Annotated in this window: 15 protein-coding genes; 6 read left to right on the plus strand and 9 right to left on the minus strand. The window is 54.6% G+C overall.

All coding sequences use genetic code 11. The features are described 5' to 3' along the window. Nucleotides 1-3 precede the first annotated feature (3 nt). Nucleotides 4-1,044, minus strand: a complete 1,041-nt coding sequence (gene crtB / locus ACTG4M_RS02605; RefSeq protein WP_439122071.1) for a 15-cis-phytoene synthase — start codon at nucleotides 1,042-1,044, stop codon at nucleotides 4-6. Further along, nucleotides 1,041-2,591, minus strand: coding sequence for a phytoene desaturase (locus tag ACTG4M_RS02610; RefSeq protein ID WP_439122072.1), 1,551 nt, complete (start codon nucleotides 2,589-2,591; stop codon nucleotides 1,041-1,043). The genes crtB and ACTG4M_RS02610 overlap by 4 nt, the downstream gene beginning before the upstream one ends. Before the next feature lie 123 nt (nucleotides 2,592-2,714). On the opposite strand from ACTG4M_RS02610, the gene crtA reads away from it, so the two are divergent. The 4 genes from crtA to bchO are packed head-to-tail and all read left to right on the plus strand — an operon-like array spanning nucleotide 2,715 to nucleotide 6,967. Continuing rightward, complete coding sequence (gene crtA, locus ACTG4M_RS02615; protein ID WP_439122073.1) at nucleotides 2,715-3,422, plus strand: spheroidene monooxygenase; 708 nt, start codon at nucleotides 2,715-2,717, stop codon at nucleotides 3,420-3,422. Then, a complete protein-coding gene (bchI, locus tag ACTG4M_RS02620; protein ID WP_439122074.1) occupies nucleotides 3,419-4,423 on the plus strand; it encodes a magnesium chelatase ATPase subunit I in 1,005 nt (334 codons plus the stop codon). Before crtA ends, bchI begins: the two co-directional genes overlap by 4 nt. Next, nucleotides 4,420-6,108 carry a magnesium chelatase subunit D gene (locus ACTG4M_RS02625; RefSeq protein WP_439122075.1) on the plus strand — a complete coding sequence of 563 codons (1,689 nt, stop codon included), beginning with the start codon at nucleotides 4,420-4,422 and terminating at the stop codon, nucleotides 6,106-6,108. The genes bchI and ACTG4M_RS02625 overlap by 4 nt, the downstream gene beginning before the upstream one ends. Continuing rightward, nucleotides 6,098-6,967: an alpha/beta fold hydrolase BchO gene (gene bchO, locus ACTG4M_RS02630; RefSeq protein WP_439122076.1), complete on the plus strand. Its 870-nt coding sequence runs from the start codon at nucleotides 6,098-6,100 to the stop codon at nucleotides 6,965-6,967. Before ACTG4M_RS02625 ends, bchO begins: the two co-directional genes overlap by 11 nt. On the opposite strand, the gene ACTG4M_RS02635 is transcribed toward bchO, so the two are convergent. The 3 genes from ACTG4M_RS02635 to ACTG4M_RS02645 are packed head-to-tail and all read right to left on the minus strand — an operon-like array spanning nucleotide 6,940 to nucleotide 9,223. After that, on the minus strand, nucleotides 6,940-7,527 hold the full coding sequence (locus ACTG4M_RS02635) for a Smr/MutS family protein (protein WP_439122077.1): 588 nt from the start codon (nucleotides 7,525-7,527) through the stop codon (nucleotides 6,940-6,942). The two genes, bchO and ACTG4M_RS02635, sit on opposite strands and share 28 nt — an antisense overlap. Next, complete coding sequence (mltA, locus tag ACTG4M_RS02640) at nucleotides 7,524-8,567, minus strand: murein transglycosylase A (RefSeq protein WP_439122078.1); 1,044 nt, start codon at nucleotides 8,565-8,567, stop codon at nucleotides 7,524-7,526. Before mltA ends, ACTG4M_RS02635 begins: the two co-directional genes overlap by 4 nt. Further along, a complete protein-coding gene (locus tag ACTG4M_RS02645; protein WP_439122090.1) occupies nucleotides 8,564-9,223 on the minus strand; it encodes a Tim44/TimA family putative adaptor protein in 660 nt (219 codons plus the stop codon). Before ACTG4M_RS02645 ends, mltA begins: the two co-directional genes overlap by 4 nt. Nucleotides 9,224-9,327: 104 nt before the next feature. Between ACTG4M_RS02645 and ACTG4M_RS02650 the strand changes: the two genes are divergently transcribed. Both ACTG4M_RS02650 and secB read left to right on the plus strand, forming a co-directional pair. Then, nucleotides 9,328-9,822: an FxsA family protein gene (locus ACTG4M_RS02650; protein ID WP_439122079.1), complete on the plus strand. Its 495-nt coding sequence runs from the start codon at nucleotides 9,328-9,330 to the stop codon at nucleotides 9,820-9,822. Nucleotides 9,823-9,888: 66 nt separating this feature from the next. After that, on the plus strand, nucleotides 9,889-10,395 hold the full coding sequence (secB, locus tag ACTG4M_RS02655) for a protein-export chaperone SecB (protein WP_439122080.1): 507 nt from the start codon (nucleotides 9,889-9,891) through the stop codon (nucleotides 10,393-10,395). 3 nt (nucleotides 10,396-10,398) lie between these two features. Here the strand turns inward: secB and dnaQ are convergent, their stop codons facing one another. The 4 genes from dnaQ to ACTG4M_RS02675 are packed head-to-tail and all read right to left on the minus strand — an operon-like array spanning nucleotide 10,399 to nucleotide 13,100. Beyond that, complete coding sequence (dnaQ, locus tag ACTG4M_RS02660) at nucleotides 10,399-11,088, minus strand: DNA polymerase III subunit epsilon (protein ID WP_439122081.1); 690 nt, start codon at nucleotides 11,086-11,088, stop codon at nucleotides 10,399-10,401. Further along, on the minus strand, nucleotides 11,081-11,674 hold the full coding sequence (gene coaE, locus ACTG4M_RS02665) for a dephospho-CoA kinase (RefSeq protein WP_439122082.1): 594 nt from the start codon (nucleotides 11,672-11,674) through the stop codon (nucleotides 11,081-11,083). Before coaE ends, dnaQ begins: the two co-directional genes overlap by 8 nt. Further along, nucleotides 11,671-12,504 (minus strand): shikimate dehydrogenase, encoded by an 834-nt coding sequence (locus ACTG4M_RS02670; protein WP_439122083.1) that lies wholly within the window; start codon nucleotides 12,502-12,504, stop codon nucleotides 11,671-11,673. The genes coaE and ACTG4M_RS02670 overlap by 4 nt, the downstream gene beginning before the upstream one ends. After that, nucleotides 12,501-13,100 (minus strand): Maf family protein, encoded by a 600-nt coding sequence (locus ACTG4M_RS02675; protein WP_439122084.1) that lies wholly within the window; start codon nucleotides 13,098-13,100, stop codon nucleotides 12,501-12,503. Before ACTG4M_RS02675 ends, ACTG4M_RS02670 begins: the two co-directional genes overlap by 4 nt. Nucleotides 13,101-13,475: the final 375 nt, after the last annotated feature.

Genomic DNA, 13,475 nt, shown 5'->3' on the forward strand with positions numbered 1-13,475 from the left:
AAATCAAGTAAGCCGACCTTCTGCTCCATTCAAGGCGTCACGCTGTTCTCTCTCGCACTGCGCCACTTGTGACAACGCTTCGAATATCGCATCCGACCGCGATCTACGCTCATTTTGACGCCCTGCGGCCTGAACCAGGAATTCAGTTTCCGGCAAGCTTTTGGCATAAAGCACAGCGGATTTTGGCATAACAGTTGTCATCGCAGCACGCGCCGCTGATATCGCCAACCAGCCGATTTTCTGTGGTTTAGATGTATGAGCACGCGACGAAATAGAATCGTACCCGCCACGCTGCACCTGACCGCCGATCCCGGCGTAGATAAACCGCGCTGCGTAAATGCCCGGCCGTGATGACACTGGTAGTGCTGCAACGCCCGCTTCGGATCGCATGTACAGACGATTCGCTTGCATCACCAAACGGCGCGTCATTTGCCGAATGGCTTTTGTCGGCTTCGGGTCCGCAAGGAAGCGATCCGCACTCAGGCCTGCTTCGTCCAGCCACTCCAGCGGCAGATAGATACGACCTTCCAGCGCGTCCTCACCGATATCGCGCGCGATGTTGGTAAGTTGCATCGCAACTCCAAGATCACACGCCCGCGCCAAGGCATTAGGATCACGAACGCGCATCAGAACGCACATCATGACGCCAACTGCAGACGCCACACGCGCGGAATAGTCAAAAAGCCCAGACAGGGTTTCGTATTTCCGCCCCATCGCATCCCATGCCAAACCCTCCAACAACGCATCCGGCAAGGCACGCGGCATATCGAATTCCTCAACGACACGCGCAAAGGCCCGATCTGGTGCCGCATTGTCCGGCCGTCCGTCGTAGATACGCTCCAGTCGATCCTGAAGCCGCAAAACCGCTGCGGCCTTTTCCTGCTGCAGATCGACGGCATCGTCCGCCAATCGGCAGAAGGCATATAAGGCAAGCGACGGATCACGCACGGCCGCAGGCAAAACACGTGACGCCATGTGAAAGGATAGTGACCCATGCCGAATGGCTTCTCGGCAGGCCTCCATATCGCTCTCGCGGCAGGTCATCCGCGCACCAATGCAGGATCGGGCACCAATTGCTCCAACACCTCAGCCGATGAAATTACGCCTGGCAACCCCGCACCTGGATGTGTGCCAGCGCCAGTCAGAAAAAGGCCTTTGAGTTCTTCGCTCACGTTGTGCGGACGGAACCACGCGCTTTGCAAAATGCGCGGTTCGATTGAGAAACCTGATCCATGCGGTGACAGATACCGGCTCTTGAACGTGTCAGGTGTAAAGACCTCGCTGGTGGTCACTCGGCTGGAAAACCCGGGGAGCAGTTGTTCTTCCAACGCTTTGGTCAATCGCACACGGTATTCGCGTTCGATTTCGTCCCAGTTGGCAGAATCCTCGTGCCCCAGATGGGGAACAGGGCTCAGTACATAAAAAGTATCGTCGCCTTCAGGCGCTGCGCTTGGGTCGGTCACAGTCGGGCGATGCACATAGAGCGAAAAGTCGTCGGACACTTTGCCCTTCATAAAGATATCGCGAACAAGACCCTTGTAGCGTGGGCCATTGAGAATCGTGTGGTGACCCACATCTTTCCACATATCGCGAGTGCCTTTGGTGCCGAAGTACCAGACGTACAGCCCCATCGACCAACGCCGCGATTTCAGCTTTTTCGGCGTCCATCGCTTGCGCGGCTGATTTCGTAGAAGATGATCATAAGTGAACCCGGCATCGGCGTTGGACACTACGATGTCAGCCGTCAGAACATCACCAGACGCCAGCTTGACACCACGGGCCTGGCCATTCTTGACGAGGATTTCGTCAACTTCGGTCTCCATCCGCAGGTTGCCGCCTTGCTCAGCAATGATCTTCGCCATGTTTTCAGCAATCGCGGCAACACCCCCCATCGCATAATGCACCCCGAATTCTTTTTCGAGATGTGAGACGAGGATATACATTGATGTGACGTTGAACGGATCACCGCCGATGAACAGTGGATGAAACGAAAGCGCCATGCGCAACCGCTCATCTTTTACGCGTTTAGAGGCATGTGCATAGACGGACCGGTCAGCGCGAAGCATCGCAAAGCGTGGCAAGACCCGAATCAGGTCCATCAATTTATGCATGGATCGACGACCTAAATCCTCGAACCCGAACCAATAACGTTCCTCACTGTCGCGCAGAAACTTGTCGTAGCCGACAACATCACCAGGCGATAAACGCCGCACTTCTTCGCGCATGGCGTCAGTATCTTGGCGTGCTGTGAATTTCGATCCATCCGGCCAGCGGATTTCATAGAACGGATCAAGCGGCCTTAGGTCGACTTCTTCGTGAAAGTCCTTGCCGCAAGCCGCCCATAACTCTTTGAAAACTTGCGGCACAGTGACGATAGTCGGCCCCAAATCAAACCGGTGCCCATCTTTCCAAATGCACGACCCGCGTCCACCTGGGACATCAAGCTTATCAATCACGGTGACGCGGTAGCCCAGCGCACCCAATCGCATGGCCGAAGCCAGCCCACCTAGCCCGGCACCGATCACCACGGCATGTGCCGAAGTCAGCTTGTCGGAATGGGCCGCAAGGGCCGTATCAAGTTTTGTCATCATTGGTCCATGATATACTGTCAACTTTACTTTACAATATTTTGCCGCCGGGGTGCGTCAAATTATTTAGTATCTTTCCAGTTTGGTGATTATGTGTCAGACTTAGTTGACACTATGGGAACCAAAATGCAGACCGTGAGCCTGAGCTTTTATCGCTTTGCCACACCGCTATCGCGGCTGTGGGCGCTGACAATGATGGGTGCGGCCCGGCTTTCCCTTCCGCGAATCGATGGCATCCAGTTTTGGAAATTGTGCGGATCGGGGACGGGCGAGGGCTTTACCCCAATTCCGAACACATCCGTCTATGCGATCCTAACGGTGTGGCCCGATCTGGACCGCGCCCGCGCAGCAATTTCATCGGAATCGATCTTTGAAAGATACCGCGCAAAAGCATCCGAACATTGGACGTTGTTTCTAACCCCTTACTCTGCGCGCGGAGCATGGTCCGGGGCATCGCCGTTCGCTGAAGAATCGCCCGCCCAATCGGGCCCAATCGCCGCCCTCACCCGTGCCACAGTGCGCCCTGCTGTTGCAGCACAGTTCTGGAAACGTGTGCCGGACATTAGTGGTGTGATCGGTCAAGACCCAAACGTCCTCTTCAAGATTGGCATCGGTGAAGTTCCGTTGCTGCAACAGATCACGTTTTCCATCTGGCCTGATTCCGGTTCCATGGCAGAATTCGCCCGGAACAACGGCCCCCACTCACAGGCCATCCGCGCCGTGCGCGACGGCAAATGGTTCCGCGAAGAACTGTATGCCCGCTTTCGGGTTGCCGACGAGATCGGCAGCTGGGAAGGCCAATCCCCTCGTATTCTCAAGGATATCGCAGCATGAGACATCCGTTCCCTTTTTCCGCCATCGTTGGTCAGGACCAAATGAAACTGGCCATGATCCTCACTGCAATCGACCCCGGCATCGGTGGCGTGCTTGTGTTCGGGGATCGCGGCACTGGCAAATCTACAGCAGTGCGCGCGCTGGCGGCTCTGCTCCCCCAGATTTCCAAGCTTGAGGGCAGCCCGACCAACGCCGAAACAATTAATGAGATGCCGGATTGGGCAGACCCTGTTTCCGGCAATACCATTGCTGCGCCAACACCGGTGATAGACCTTCCCCTTGGCACCACCGAGGACCGTCTTGTTGGTGCGCTTGATATTGAACGTGCGCTCAGCCGTGGGGAAAAGGCGTTTGAACCCGGCCTGCTTGCCAAAGCGAACCGTGGTTATCTGTATATTGACGAAGTAAACCTACTTGAGGATCATCTGGTCGATCTTCTGCTGGATGTGGCGCAATCCGGTGAAAACGTCATTGAACGCGAGGGCCTATCGATCCGCCACGACGCTCGCTTTGTGCTTGTGGGATCCGGAAACCCCGAAGAAGGCGAACTGCGACCACAGCTTTTGGATCGGTTCGGGCTTTCCGTGGAGGTCCGTTCACCCAACGATATCGAAGAACGGGTCGAGGTGATCCGCCGTCGCGCAGCCTTTGATACAAACCCGGATGCCTTTGTCGAAAAGTGGTCGGTCGAAGATACCAAGATCCGCGATGCGATCCTTGCTGCACGGGATGCCTTGAAAATGATTGATGCGCCTGACGACACATTACGGGATTGCGCCGGTCTTTGCGTTGCCATCGGATCAGACGGTCTCCGCGGGGAACTGACCCTTTTGCGCGCAGCACTTGCACTTGCCGCCTACCAGGGCAGTCCGGTTGTCACCCGCGATCACCTGCGCGCCGTGGCATCGATGGCGTTAAGCCATCGCTTGCGTCGTGATCCGCTGGATGATGCTGGTTCGTCGACCCGGGTTGATCGCACGGTCGAGGAAGTTTTTGCATGATTGAAGACCCAACTGCCGTGAATGTTCAGGGCCAGTTGGCGCTGACGCTTTTGGCGGTCGACCCGGCTGGGTTGGGGGGTCTTCATCTGCGTGCCCGTGCCGGACCAGTACGAGACATGTTCTGCGCCCCTCTGAAAGCGTTGTTCCCCAATGCGCGCCGCATTTCGCCATCAATCTCTGATCTACAATTGTTTGGTGGTGTTGATGTCGGCGAAACTCTGACACGCGGCGAAATCATCCGTGCCAAGGGCATTCTGGAAACGCCAGCTCCACTGGTCTTTACCATGGCGGAACGCTGCGAACCGGGTCTTGCTGCGCGTCTGGCGCAAAGCCTTGACACAAGCACTGGTCACGCGCTGATCCTGTTAGACGAAGGGTCGGAAGATGATGAAATCGCGCCAAAGACTTTAACCGAACGTCTCGCCTTTTTTGTCGATCTCGAAGGTCTTCGCCATGTCGAACTCGCACAGATGGTGATGGAAGAAGCCGACATAGCCGCTGCACAGAACCGGCTGTCATCAATAGAAATCCCCAAAGATGTCCCGGTCGCCTTGGCCGTCACTGCCGTTCGTTTTGGTATCGATTCCCTCCGCGCGCCCTTGATTGCCTTGGCAGCAGCGCGGGCAAATGCTGCTCTTAATAATCGCAAAACAGTCAATGAAGACGATCTTCAGATCGCCGTGCAATTGGTCTATGCACACCGCGCCACACAAATGCCGGTCGAGGACGAGGCAGAAGAACCCGAGGAAGACACTCAACCTGACGACACACCCGACACGCAAAGCCCAGATCAGGACGAGTCGGAGTTGAACCTTCCAGATGAGCTTTTGATCGAAGCCGTCAAAGCCGTTCTACCATTCGATGTACTTGCTATGCTTGAAGGCGCTGGTCGCGTCAAAACGGCAACTGGTAGCGGTGGCGCGGGCCAAAAGAAACGCGGCAACCGACGCGGGCGGCCCTTACCTTCAAGGGCAGGGCGGCTTGACGGCGGCAACCGGATTGATTTGGTCGCCACTTTGCGGGCCGCCGTGCCGTGGCAAACCATTCGGCGCAAGCAGAACCCGGAACGCACCGGCGTTCTGATCCGTCCCTCCGACATTCATGTGAAGGTTTTTCAAGAAGTCTCTGACCGACTGGTGATCTTTGCAGTCGATGCATCGGGTTCTTCTGCCGTGGCGCGCCTATCCGAAGCGAAAGGCGCGGTTGAGTTGATGCTGGCCGATGCCTATGCCCGCCGGGACCACGTTGCTCTGATCGCCTTTAGAGGTGAGGGCGCCGAATTGATCCTACCGCCCACGCGGTCTCTTGTTCAAACAAAACGACGTTTGGCCGGTTTGCCGGGCGGCGGCGGCACACCGCTTGCCTCTGGTCTCAAGGCAGCAGCCGAACTTGCCCAGCGCGTACGTGCACAAGGACTTTCACCATCTATTGCCGTTTTAACCGATGGTCGGGCCAATGTTCCGCTTCCCGGTAAAACCGGTCGCGCCGCCGCAAACGAAGATGCGCAGGCGATGGCGCGCCATGTCCGGTCACTCAACATCCCAAGCGCGATGATCGACACATCCGTTAGGCCGCACCGGGACCTTCGAACATTATGTGGTGAAATGGATGCCAAATATATCCCGCTGCCCCGCGCCGATGCCAAAGGCCTAAGCCGCGCCATCGAAACGGCGCTTGGCGAGTGATATCATGGGTGTCGCAGAAACCCTGACGGCTTGGCCCCATGCCGACCATTCACGCTTTGTCGATGTCCGTCCGCATCGCTGGCATGTGCAGGAAATGGGAAAGGGCGATACGATTCTTCTTTTGCATGGGGCAAGTGGTTCAACCCATTCGTGGCGCGATGTGATGACCGATCTTTCTAAGGATTTTCATGTCATCGCCATAGATCTTCCAGGGCATGGTCAAACCAAGCTAGGCTCTCGGCAAAGGTCGTCACTGCCTTTGATGGCACAGGATGTTCAGTCGCTGATTGACCACGAAGGCTGGAACATCAAGGCGATCCTTGCACATTCAGCTGGGGCAGCGTTGGGTCTGCGCATCCTTCAGGCCGCCAAACGGAATACCCCATTAATTGCAGTCAATCCGGCACTCTCGCCATTCAAGGGCCTTGCCGGAGTTTTGTTTCCCATCGCCGCCCGGGTTGTCGCGCTGAGCCCAGTTATGGCAAAGATGATAAAACGGCGTATGGCCGGGCCGGGGCAAGTTGTGTCGATGATGGAAACAACCGGCTCCAAGATCTCGCCCGAGGGACTGAACCTCTATGCCAAGCTGTTCCGCAGCGATGCGCATCTGGACGGAACGTTGCTGATGATGGCGCAGTGGAAGCTGGATGGGCTGGTCTCAGATTTGGCCAAAATCAATGTGCCATGTACGTTCTTGGTTGGTGAAAACGACAAGGCCGTACCGCCATCATCGGTTCGGGACAGCGCCAGGAAGATGCCGAACGCGACGGTCGAGGTGTTCTCAGGCTATGGCCATCTGATGCACGAAGAAGACCCCAAACTGGTCGCCGATCAACTGCGCGCTGTTCTGCGCAAGTAAACGTAATACGCGCCACCACCGCCATGACGGATATGCGCTTCGGATACGTCCAAAACAGCCGTGTTCAGCGGCGCCATGCGCAACCACATTGGAACCTGCCGTTTTAAGATGCCCCGCTGGCGGGGCATTGGATCATGTGGATCGTCACGTTCTCCTTTGCCTGTGATCACGAGAACAAGCCGAAATCCTCGTGAATAGGACGTCAGAATAAATCGTGTGAGGGCAGGGTGCGCCTGATCCAATGTCATGCCATGAAGATCGATCCGCGCTTCTGGCACCAACTTCCCACGGCGCATTTTTCCGTAGGTTTTTGTGTCCATCGCAGGCTTTGCTTTGGGCGTCGGTTGCGGAGTGGTGATCTGTCCATGTGGTGTTTTGCTGGCTCTGCTGCCAATCCCAAACGCGGTTGGCAAATCCATTTTCTCAGGTTCAGATTTGCGACGAACGACAGGTTTCGGGGTTTCAGCAGCGCGGCGCAAAGCTTGGGGCAGCGGGGTCGTTGAATGCGTGACTTTCTGCCAAAGCTCTTGTTCGTCTGGTCGAAGCTTGCGTCGACTCATTGCAACGCCTCAGGCAGGAAGGCATAGGCTCTCTGAATCGGCATCAAGACCACCATCCGCCCCGGGTCTTTAATTCGACCAGCGGCGCGGCCAGCATCATCACCTGTGCCATAAAAGACATCAGCGCGTTGCGCACCTTTGATCGCTGAACCTGTGTCCTGAGCAACCATCAGGCGGCGCAGCGGGGTTTGACCATCTTTTTCGATCCAAACTGGTGCACCCAAGGGGATAAATGCCGGATCTACTGCAATTGACCGCATTGGCGTGATAGACCGGTTCATCGCGCCAAGCGGGCCTCTGTCTGCAGGAACCTGGCTAACTTCGCGGAAAAAGACGTATGAGTCGTTGTGGAACAACAGATCCTGACCATCCAACGGATTCCGCCGAACCCAGTTTTTGATCACATCAGCTGACACCTGATGTGGCTGGTAAACACCACGCCTCACAAGCTCTTGACCAATAGACCGATAGGTGTGTCCGTTAGCACCGCCATACCCAACGCGGATCATTCGGCCATCAGGATAGCGCACCCGCCCCGAACCCTGAACCTGAAGAAAAAACAATTCGACAGGGTCATCGACCCACGCAATTTCTAGCCCACGTCCTTGCATAACGCCGGTGGTCAAAATATCCCGGCGCGTCAACCAAGGTCGACGATCGTTTGCTTCAGGTGGCATTTTGTAAATCGGATGACGGTATCGATCTGTCCGAACCGGGGAACCTGACAGTTCAGGCTCAAAGTATCCCGTGAACAGCGGGTCTTTCCCGTCAGTGATCAACATTGGACGAAAGAACAGTTCGAAAAACTGCCGCGCATCGGTGGCGTCGAACGCCAAGGCACAGAGCGATGACCAATCCGGTTCATCCAGGTCAGCGCATGTGTTCTTGAAAACAGTCAGAGCCGACGAATGATCATCCTCGGCCCAACCGTCCAGATCCTCGAAATCAAGGATTGCGTATTGTGTTTCAGGCTCGTTGGGCACAGCTGGTCCTGCCATCAGAACACCAAGAGATATGGCCGCACCCAGCCTTCGGATCATTCGCCCGTTGCGACAAGCTGCCAGTTCGGATCATCCACACCCATACGACGGGCATAGGTCCAGACATCTTTCTGCCGCTTAACTTGGGTTGGCGACCCTTCGATAACTTCACCTGAACTGTCGCGCACAACAGATGTCAGCTCACCGATATACTTTACCGAAATCTCAGCGGTGCCCGTTTCATCGTGGAACGTGGCATCCACCAAATTCAACTCGCGAACCCCAACAAACTCGGCTTCGATTGTAAGGCCCTGCTCTTCGCGCGCTTCAACGACCTCGGCGAAGGTTTCGTAAACATCATCGGCAAGGAACGGCTTAATCTCTGCCAGTTCACCACGCTCAAAGCCCATGAGGATCATTTCATAAGCACCACGCGCGCCGCCCAGAAAGTCGCCAACACCAAATGACGGTTCTGCGCGTTTCATCCGGGCCAGAGCATCGGCAGCATCACTGTCTGCATCGACATGATCTACGATGTCATGATCAGGGCCGCCTTCAATAACTTCAAACTCACGTCGTGATGACGTGGGTTCGTCCTGCCGTGCGACAGGCGGTTTTTCGAAACCTTCCCGTGTGCCCAAAACGCTCTTCAAGCGCAGGATCAAAAACACGGCGATGCCAGCAAGCACCAAAAGCTGTATCAGCGGAGAATTCATCAGGACCTCGCCCAGACCAAAGTGGAAACGTCGTTGTTGCATCCTTATGTAGGTGTTGGGCGTTGCATAGTCCACCGTACGCCCGGTGAAAGGAGTCCCACGTTATGTGGCTATTTGTGGCTTTTCTGCTCGTTCCCTTGATCGAGATCGGTTTGTTTATTCAAATCCGCGGCCTGATTGGCCTATGGCCGACACTTGGAATCGTGATTTTGACTGCAATCCTGGGAACCTATTTGGTTAGGTCGCAGGGCATTATGGCGATCAACAACCTGCGCAATTCGTTTTCCCGATTAGAGGATCCGTCTGAACATTTGGCTCACGGGGCAATGATCCTGTTCTCCGGTGCTTTGCTTTTGACTCCGGGGTTTTTCACCGATGCTGTCGGGTTTTTACTGCTCGCGCCCCCGGTTCGGTCTGCTTTGATCAGCTATATGCGCAAACACATAAATGTTCAGCGTTTTGAAATGGGCCCCCAACCTGATCCGTTTGGCGACAATCAACCTCATCGTCCACGCGACACAGTCATCGATGGAGACTACCAAGAGGTGTCCAACCCAAAAAAACCCACGCATGAAGGTTCCGGTTGGACGAAGCATTGAGGCTTTCAAGAACGGCTGCTAAGCAACGTCCAACTTTTGTAACCGCTCGATCCGAGGGAGAGACCCATGGCTGATACGCCGGAAACCACTGCCAACGGTGCCGCACCGCAAGCTGCGCCCGTGAAAATGAACGTCCTTGCGCAATTCGTGCGCGACATGTCGTTCGAAAACATTCTGGCCCAAAAAGGCGTTCAAGGCGACGTTCAGCCTGACGTTCAACTTCAGGTCAATTTGGATGCCAAGAAACGTACAGCCGACAACCAGTACGAAGTGATCCTCAAGCTTCAGGTCACCTCAAAATCCAAGGAAAGCGGCGACACGCTGTTTGTTTTGGAACTGGAGTATGCAGGCGTCTTCCTCGTGGAAAACGTGCCGGACGATCAGCTGCATCCATTCCTTTTGATCGAATGCCCGCGCATGTTGTTCCCGTTTGTCCGCCGCATCGTAAGCGATGTAACACGCGACGGTGGCTTCCCACCACTGAACCTGGAAACTATTGATTTCCTTCAGCTTTACCGCACTGAACTGGCCCGTCGCGCCAGCGCGCAGCAGGAAGAAACTGCCAACGCATGAGCGTTACAGCCGCTTCCATATTGCGGCATCCCCAAGGTTTTCGACAAAGGCGGCGTGAGCCGCCTTTTCATTTTCCGATATCCGCGGTGGCAATGGGGCCGGGCGAGGGTGCGGGCGCCATTCCGTTGCCGCGCGCCCAGCTTCTGACGTATCCTCCGATACACTCAGGCCAAAATCGGGCTGCTTTCCGCCGATCAGCTCAAGATACACTTCAGCCAGAATTTCAGAGTCCAAAAGCGCGCCGTGCAGCGTTCGGGACGAATTGTCGATCCCGAACCGCCGGCATAGCGCATCAAGGGATGCCGGCGATCCTGGAAACTTTCGCCGCGCGATTGCCAAAGTATCAACAGCGCGGTCAAATGGAATCGGCGCACGTTTCACCCATGAAAGCTCTGCGTTCAGGAATTTCATGTCGAACGCAGCATTGTGGATCACCAGCTTGGCGTCACCGATGAAATCAACAAACGCTTGCGCAACATTGGCAAATACCGGCTTGTCACGCAGAAAATCGTCGCCCAGCCCATGCACCTCAAACGCCTCTTGCGGCATCCCGCGTTCCGGGTTGATGTATTGATGGTAGGTCTTGCCGGTCGGCACATGGTTGAATAACTCAACCGCACCAATCTCAACGATACGGTCGCCCTGATCCGGCTCAAACCCCGTTGTTTCCGTATCGAGAACAATCTCACGCATTGATCATCTGTTTCCTGATTTGCTCAAGAACATCGTGAACCTGCTGCTTCGCATGTTCAAGCGTATCAGTTTCGATCACGAAATCCGAACGCTTACATTTCTCGTCATTGGGCATTTGCTTTTCTAGAATTGCAAGAAACTGCTCACGCGTCATTGTCCCCCGCTCAAGAACGCGCTTTTCTTGCAGTTGAGGTGAAACAGCGACACATACAACCGCATCCATCTCAGCTTCCGCACCTGTTTCGAATAGCAGCGGGATATCGAAGACTACAATCTCGGAACGCGTCGATTTCGCGAATTGTTCACGGTCATCGCGGACAAGCGGATGTACGATACCCTCTACCTGACCAAGCGCATCTGGATTTCTTCCAATTATCCCACGTAAAGTGCCTCGATCAACGGCACCTCCTGAAATCGCATCCGGGAACATGGCCTCAACCGGCAATACCGCAGCACCACCGACATCGTACAACCGATGAACTGCGGCATCCGCATCCCAAACAGCACAGCCCGCATCGGCAAAAATCTTAGCCGTCGTGGATTTTCCCATACCGATTGACCCGGTCAGACCCAGCTTGAAACTCACCTCAACACCGCAGCTCGAACATTGTCATCGACTGAGGGGCGTTTTCCAAACCAACGTTCAAATCCCGGAACAGCCTGATGCAACAGCATGCCCAGACCATCGACCGCGTGGCACCCCCGTTCTTCGGCAGTTGTCAGAAGTCGGGTTCGCAATGGCGCATAAACAAGGTCATTCACTATTGCCCCGGGTCTTAACCCATCCAGCGGGACGCGCATCTCGGGTTTTCCCGTCATTCCCAACGATGTGGTGTTTACAACCAAATCGGCCTCTTCCAGCACATTGCCTGCCTGCACCCATTCAACAACCTGCACTCGGTGACCAAAATCCTCGCGCAGCTTTTCCGCGCGGATCCGGGTGCGGTTGGTTAACATGATTTTAGGCACACCTACGTCCAGCAATGACGCCAGCACCGCCCTTGCAGCACCACCCGCGCCAAACACGACAGCCGGCCCAGATTTTGGGTTCCAATTGGGAATAGCCTGACGAATATTTTCAATAAACCCATAACCATCTGTATTATCGGCATGAATCCGTCCATCTTTGCGGAAAATCAGAGTGTTCGCAGCACCGATCAACGTTGCGCGATCCGTAATAAGATCCGCGATTTCCATCACTTTTTCTTTGTGCGGTATCGTGACATTCGCACCCACAAACCCAAGGTCTGCCAGTCGCGGCAGCAAGTCAGCCAACTTTTCCGGAGCAATATCCATCGGAATGTAGTGACCCTTAAGGCCATATTTTCTGAGCCAGTACCCATGTACGTTAGGGCTTTTGGAGTGTGCTACGGGGTGGCCAATAACAGCGGCCAATGGAATTTTACTGTCACTCATCGGTCGATCCGTCCGGTCAAAGTAAGGTGGTTCAGAAGCTCCAGTAACGGAAGTCCAAGAACCGTGAAATAGTCACCTTGAACCTGCGTGAACAACCGCGCACCTTCTTCTTCAAGTTTATAGGCACCGACAGAATGCCGAATGCTGTCCCAGTTGCGATGAACGTAACCTTCTAGATACGCATCTGAAAAGTCACGCATGCGTAAACGCACAACACCCACATGCCGCCACTTAGGTTCACCATCTTCATATAGTACAGCGGCAGACAGCAAACTGTGCGAACGGTTTCGCAAGACACGAAGCTGCTCACACGCCTCCTCTGGGCTTGTTGGTTTTCCAAAAACAGACTTATCGACCGAAAGTACCTGATCGCACCCCAAGACCAACGCACCGGGTAACTTGTCCGAAACTTTGCGTGCTTTCATTTCCGCTAGCGTATCAGCAATATCTCGGGGCGAAGCTTCTTCCGCTTCAAGCGCCTGACGGATCGCCTCTTCATCGATTCGCGCCACTTGCACATCGAACCGAAGTCCTGAGTTACGCAGCAGGTCAGCGCGGATCTGCGACCCTGACGCCAGAACAAGATCAATATTCATGTGGACAACTCTTGGGGCAAGTTACGTTTGTTTACCGGAGTGTTTTGGGGAAATCGTTCTCTCTGAGCAAGCCGATACAAATCTCACCAAGTTGTTCTTTGGTTCACATCCGGTTGTTAGAGCTGTGGAAAGGATAAAATGGTATGCGTTAGGCCCTCAATAATGGGCCTCTATGTTAGAGTTTTCCCAAATTTATCCACTGATCAAGAGAATTTTTATAATTATTATTCAGATACTTAGTTAAGATATGCGCGTTACCAATAACTTATACCCACACTATCCATCCATACATACATAGGTGGATAAATTATGTACAAATCAATAATCCACAGACGAGCGTCTGCACTACTGACTACAAAAACCTTTCTAAATTCT

The organism is Marivita sp. (assembly GCF_965656765.1).
Taxonomy (GTDB): domain Bacteria; phylum Pseudomonadota; class Alphaproteobacteria; order Rhodobacterales; family Rhodobacteraceae; genus Marivita.

Coding starts and splice junctions, on each gene's coding strand:
- crtB (WP_439122071.1), bottom strand. CDS start 1,044: ATGACCTGCCGCGAGAGCGATATGGAGGCCTGCCGAGAAGCCATTCGG.
- ACTG4M_RS02610 (WP_439122072.1), bottom strand. CDS start 2,591: ATGATGACAAAACTTGATACGGCCCTTGCGGCCCATTCCGACAAGCTG.
- crtA (WP_439122073.1), top strand. CDS start 2,715: ATGCAGACCGTGAGCCTGAGCTTTTATCGCTTTGCCACACCGCTATCG.
- bchI (WP_439122074.1), top strand. CDS start 3,419: ATGAGACATCCGTTCCCTTTTTCCGCCATCGTTGGTCAGGACCAAATG.
- ACTG4M_RS02625 (WP_439122075.1), top strand. CDS start 4,420: ATGATTGAAGACCCAACTGCCGTGAATGTTCAGGGCCAGTTGGCGCTG.
- ACTG4M_RS02635 (WP_439122077.1), bottom strand. CDS start 7,527: ATGAGTCGACGCAAGCTTCGACCAGACGAACAAGAGCTTTGGCAGAAA.
- mltA (WP_439122078.1), bottom strand. CDS start 8,567: ATGATCCGAAGGCTGGGTGCGGCCATATCTCTTGGTGTTCTGATGGCA.
- ACTG4M_RS02645 (WP_439122090.1), bottom strand. CDS start 9,223: ATGAATTCTCCGCTGATACAGCTTTTGGTGCTTGCTGGCATCGCCGTG.
- ACTG4M_RS02650 (WP_439122079.1), top strand. CDS start 9,328: ATGTGGCTATTTGTGGCTTTTCTGCTCGTTCCCTTGATCGAGATCGGT.
- secB (WP_439122080.1), top strand. CDS start 9,889: ATGGCTGATACGCCGGAAACCACTGCCAACGGTGCCGCACCGCAAGCT.
- dnaQ (WP_439122081.1), bottom strand. CDS start 11,088: ATGCGTGAGATTGTTCTCGATACGGAAACAACGGGGTTTGAGCCGGAT.
- ACTG4M_RS02670 (WP_439122083.1), bottom strand. CDS start 12,504: ATGAGTGACAGTAAAATTCCATTGGCCGCTGTTATTGGCCACCCCGTA.
- ACTG4M_RS02675 (WP_439122084.1), bottom strand. CDS start 13,100: ATGAATATTGATCTTGTTCTGGCGTCAGGGTCGCAGATCCGCGCTGAC.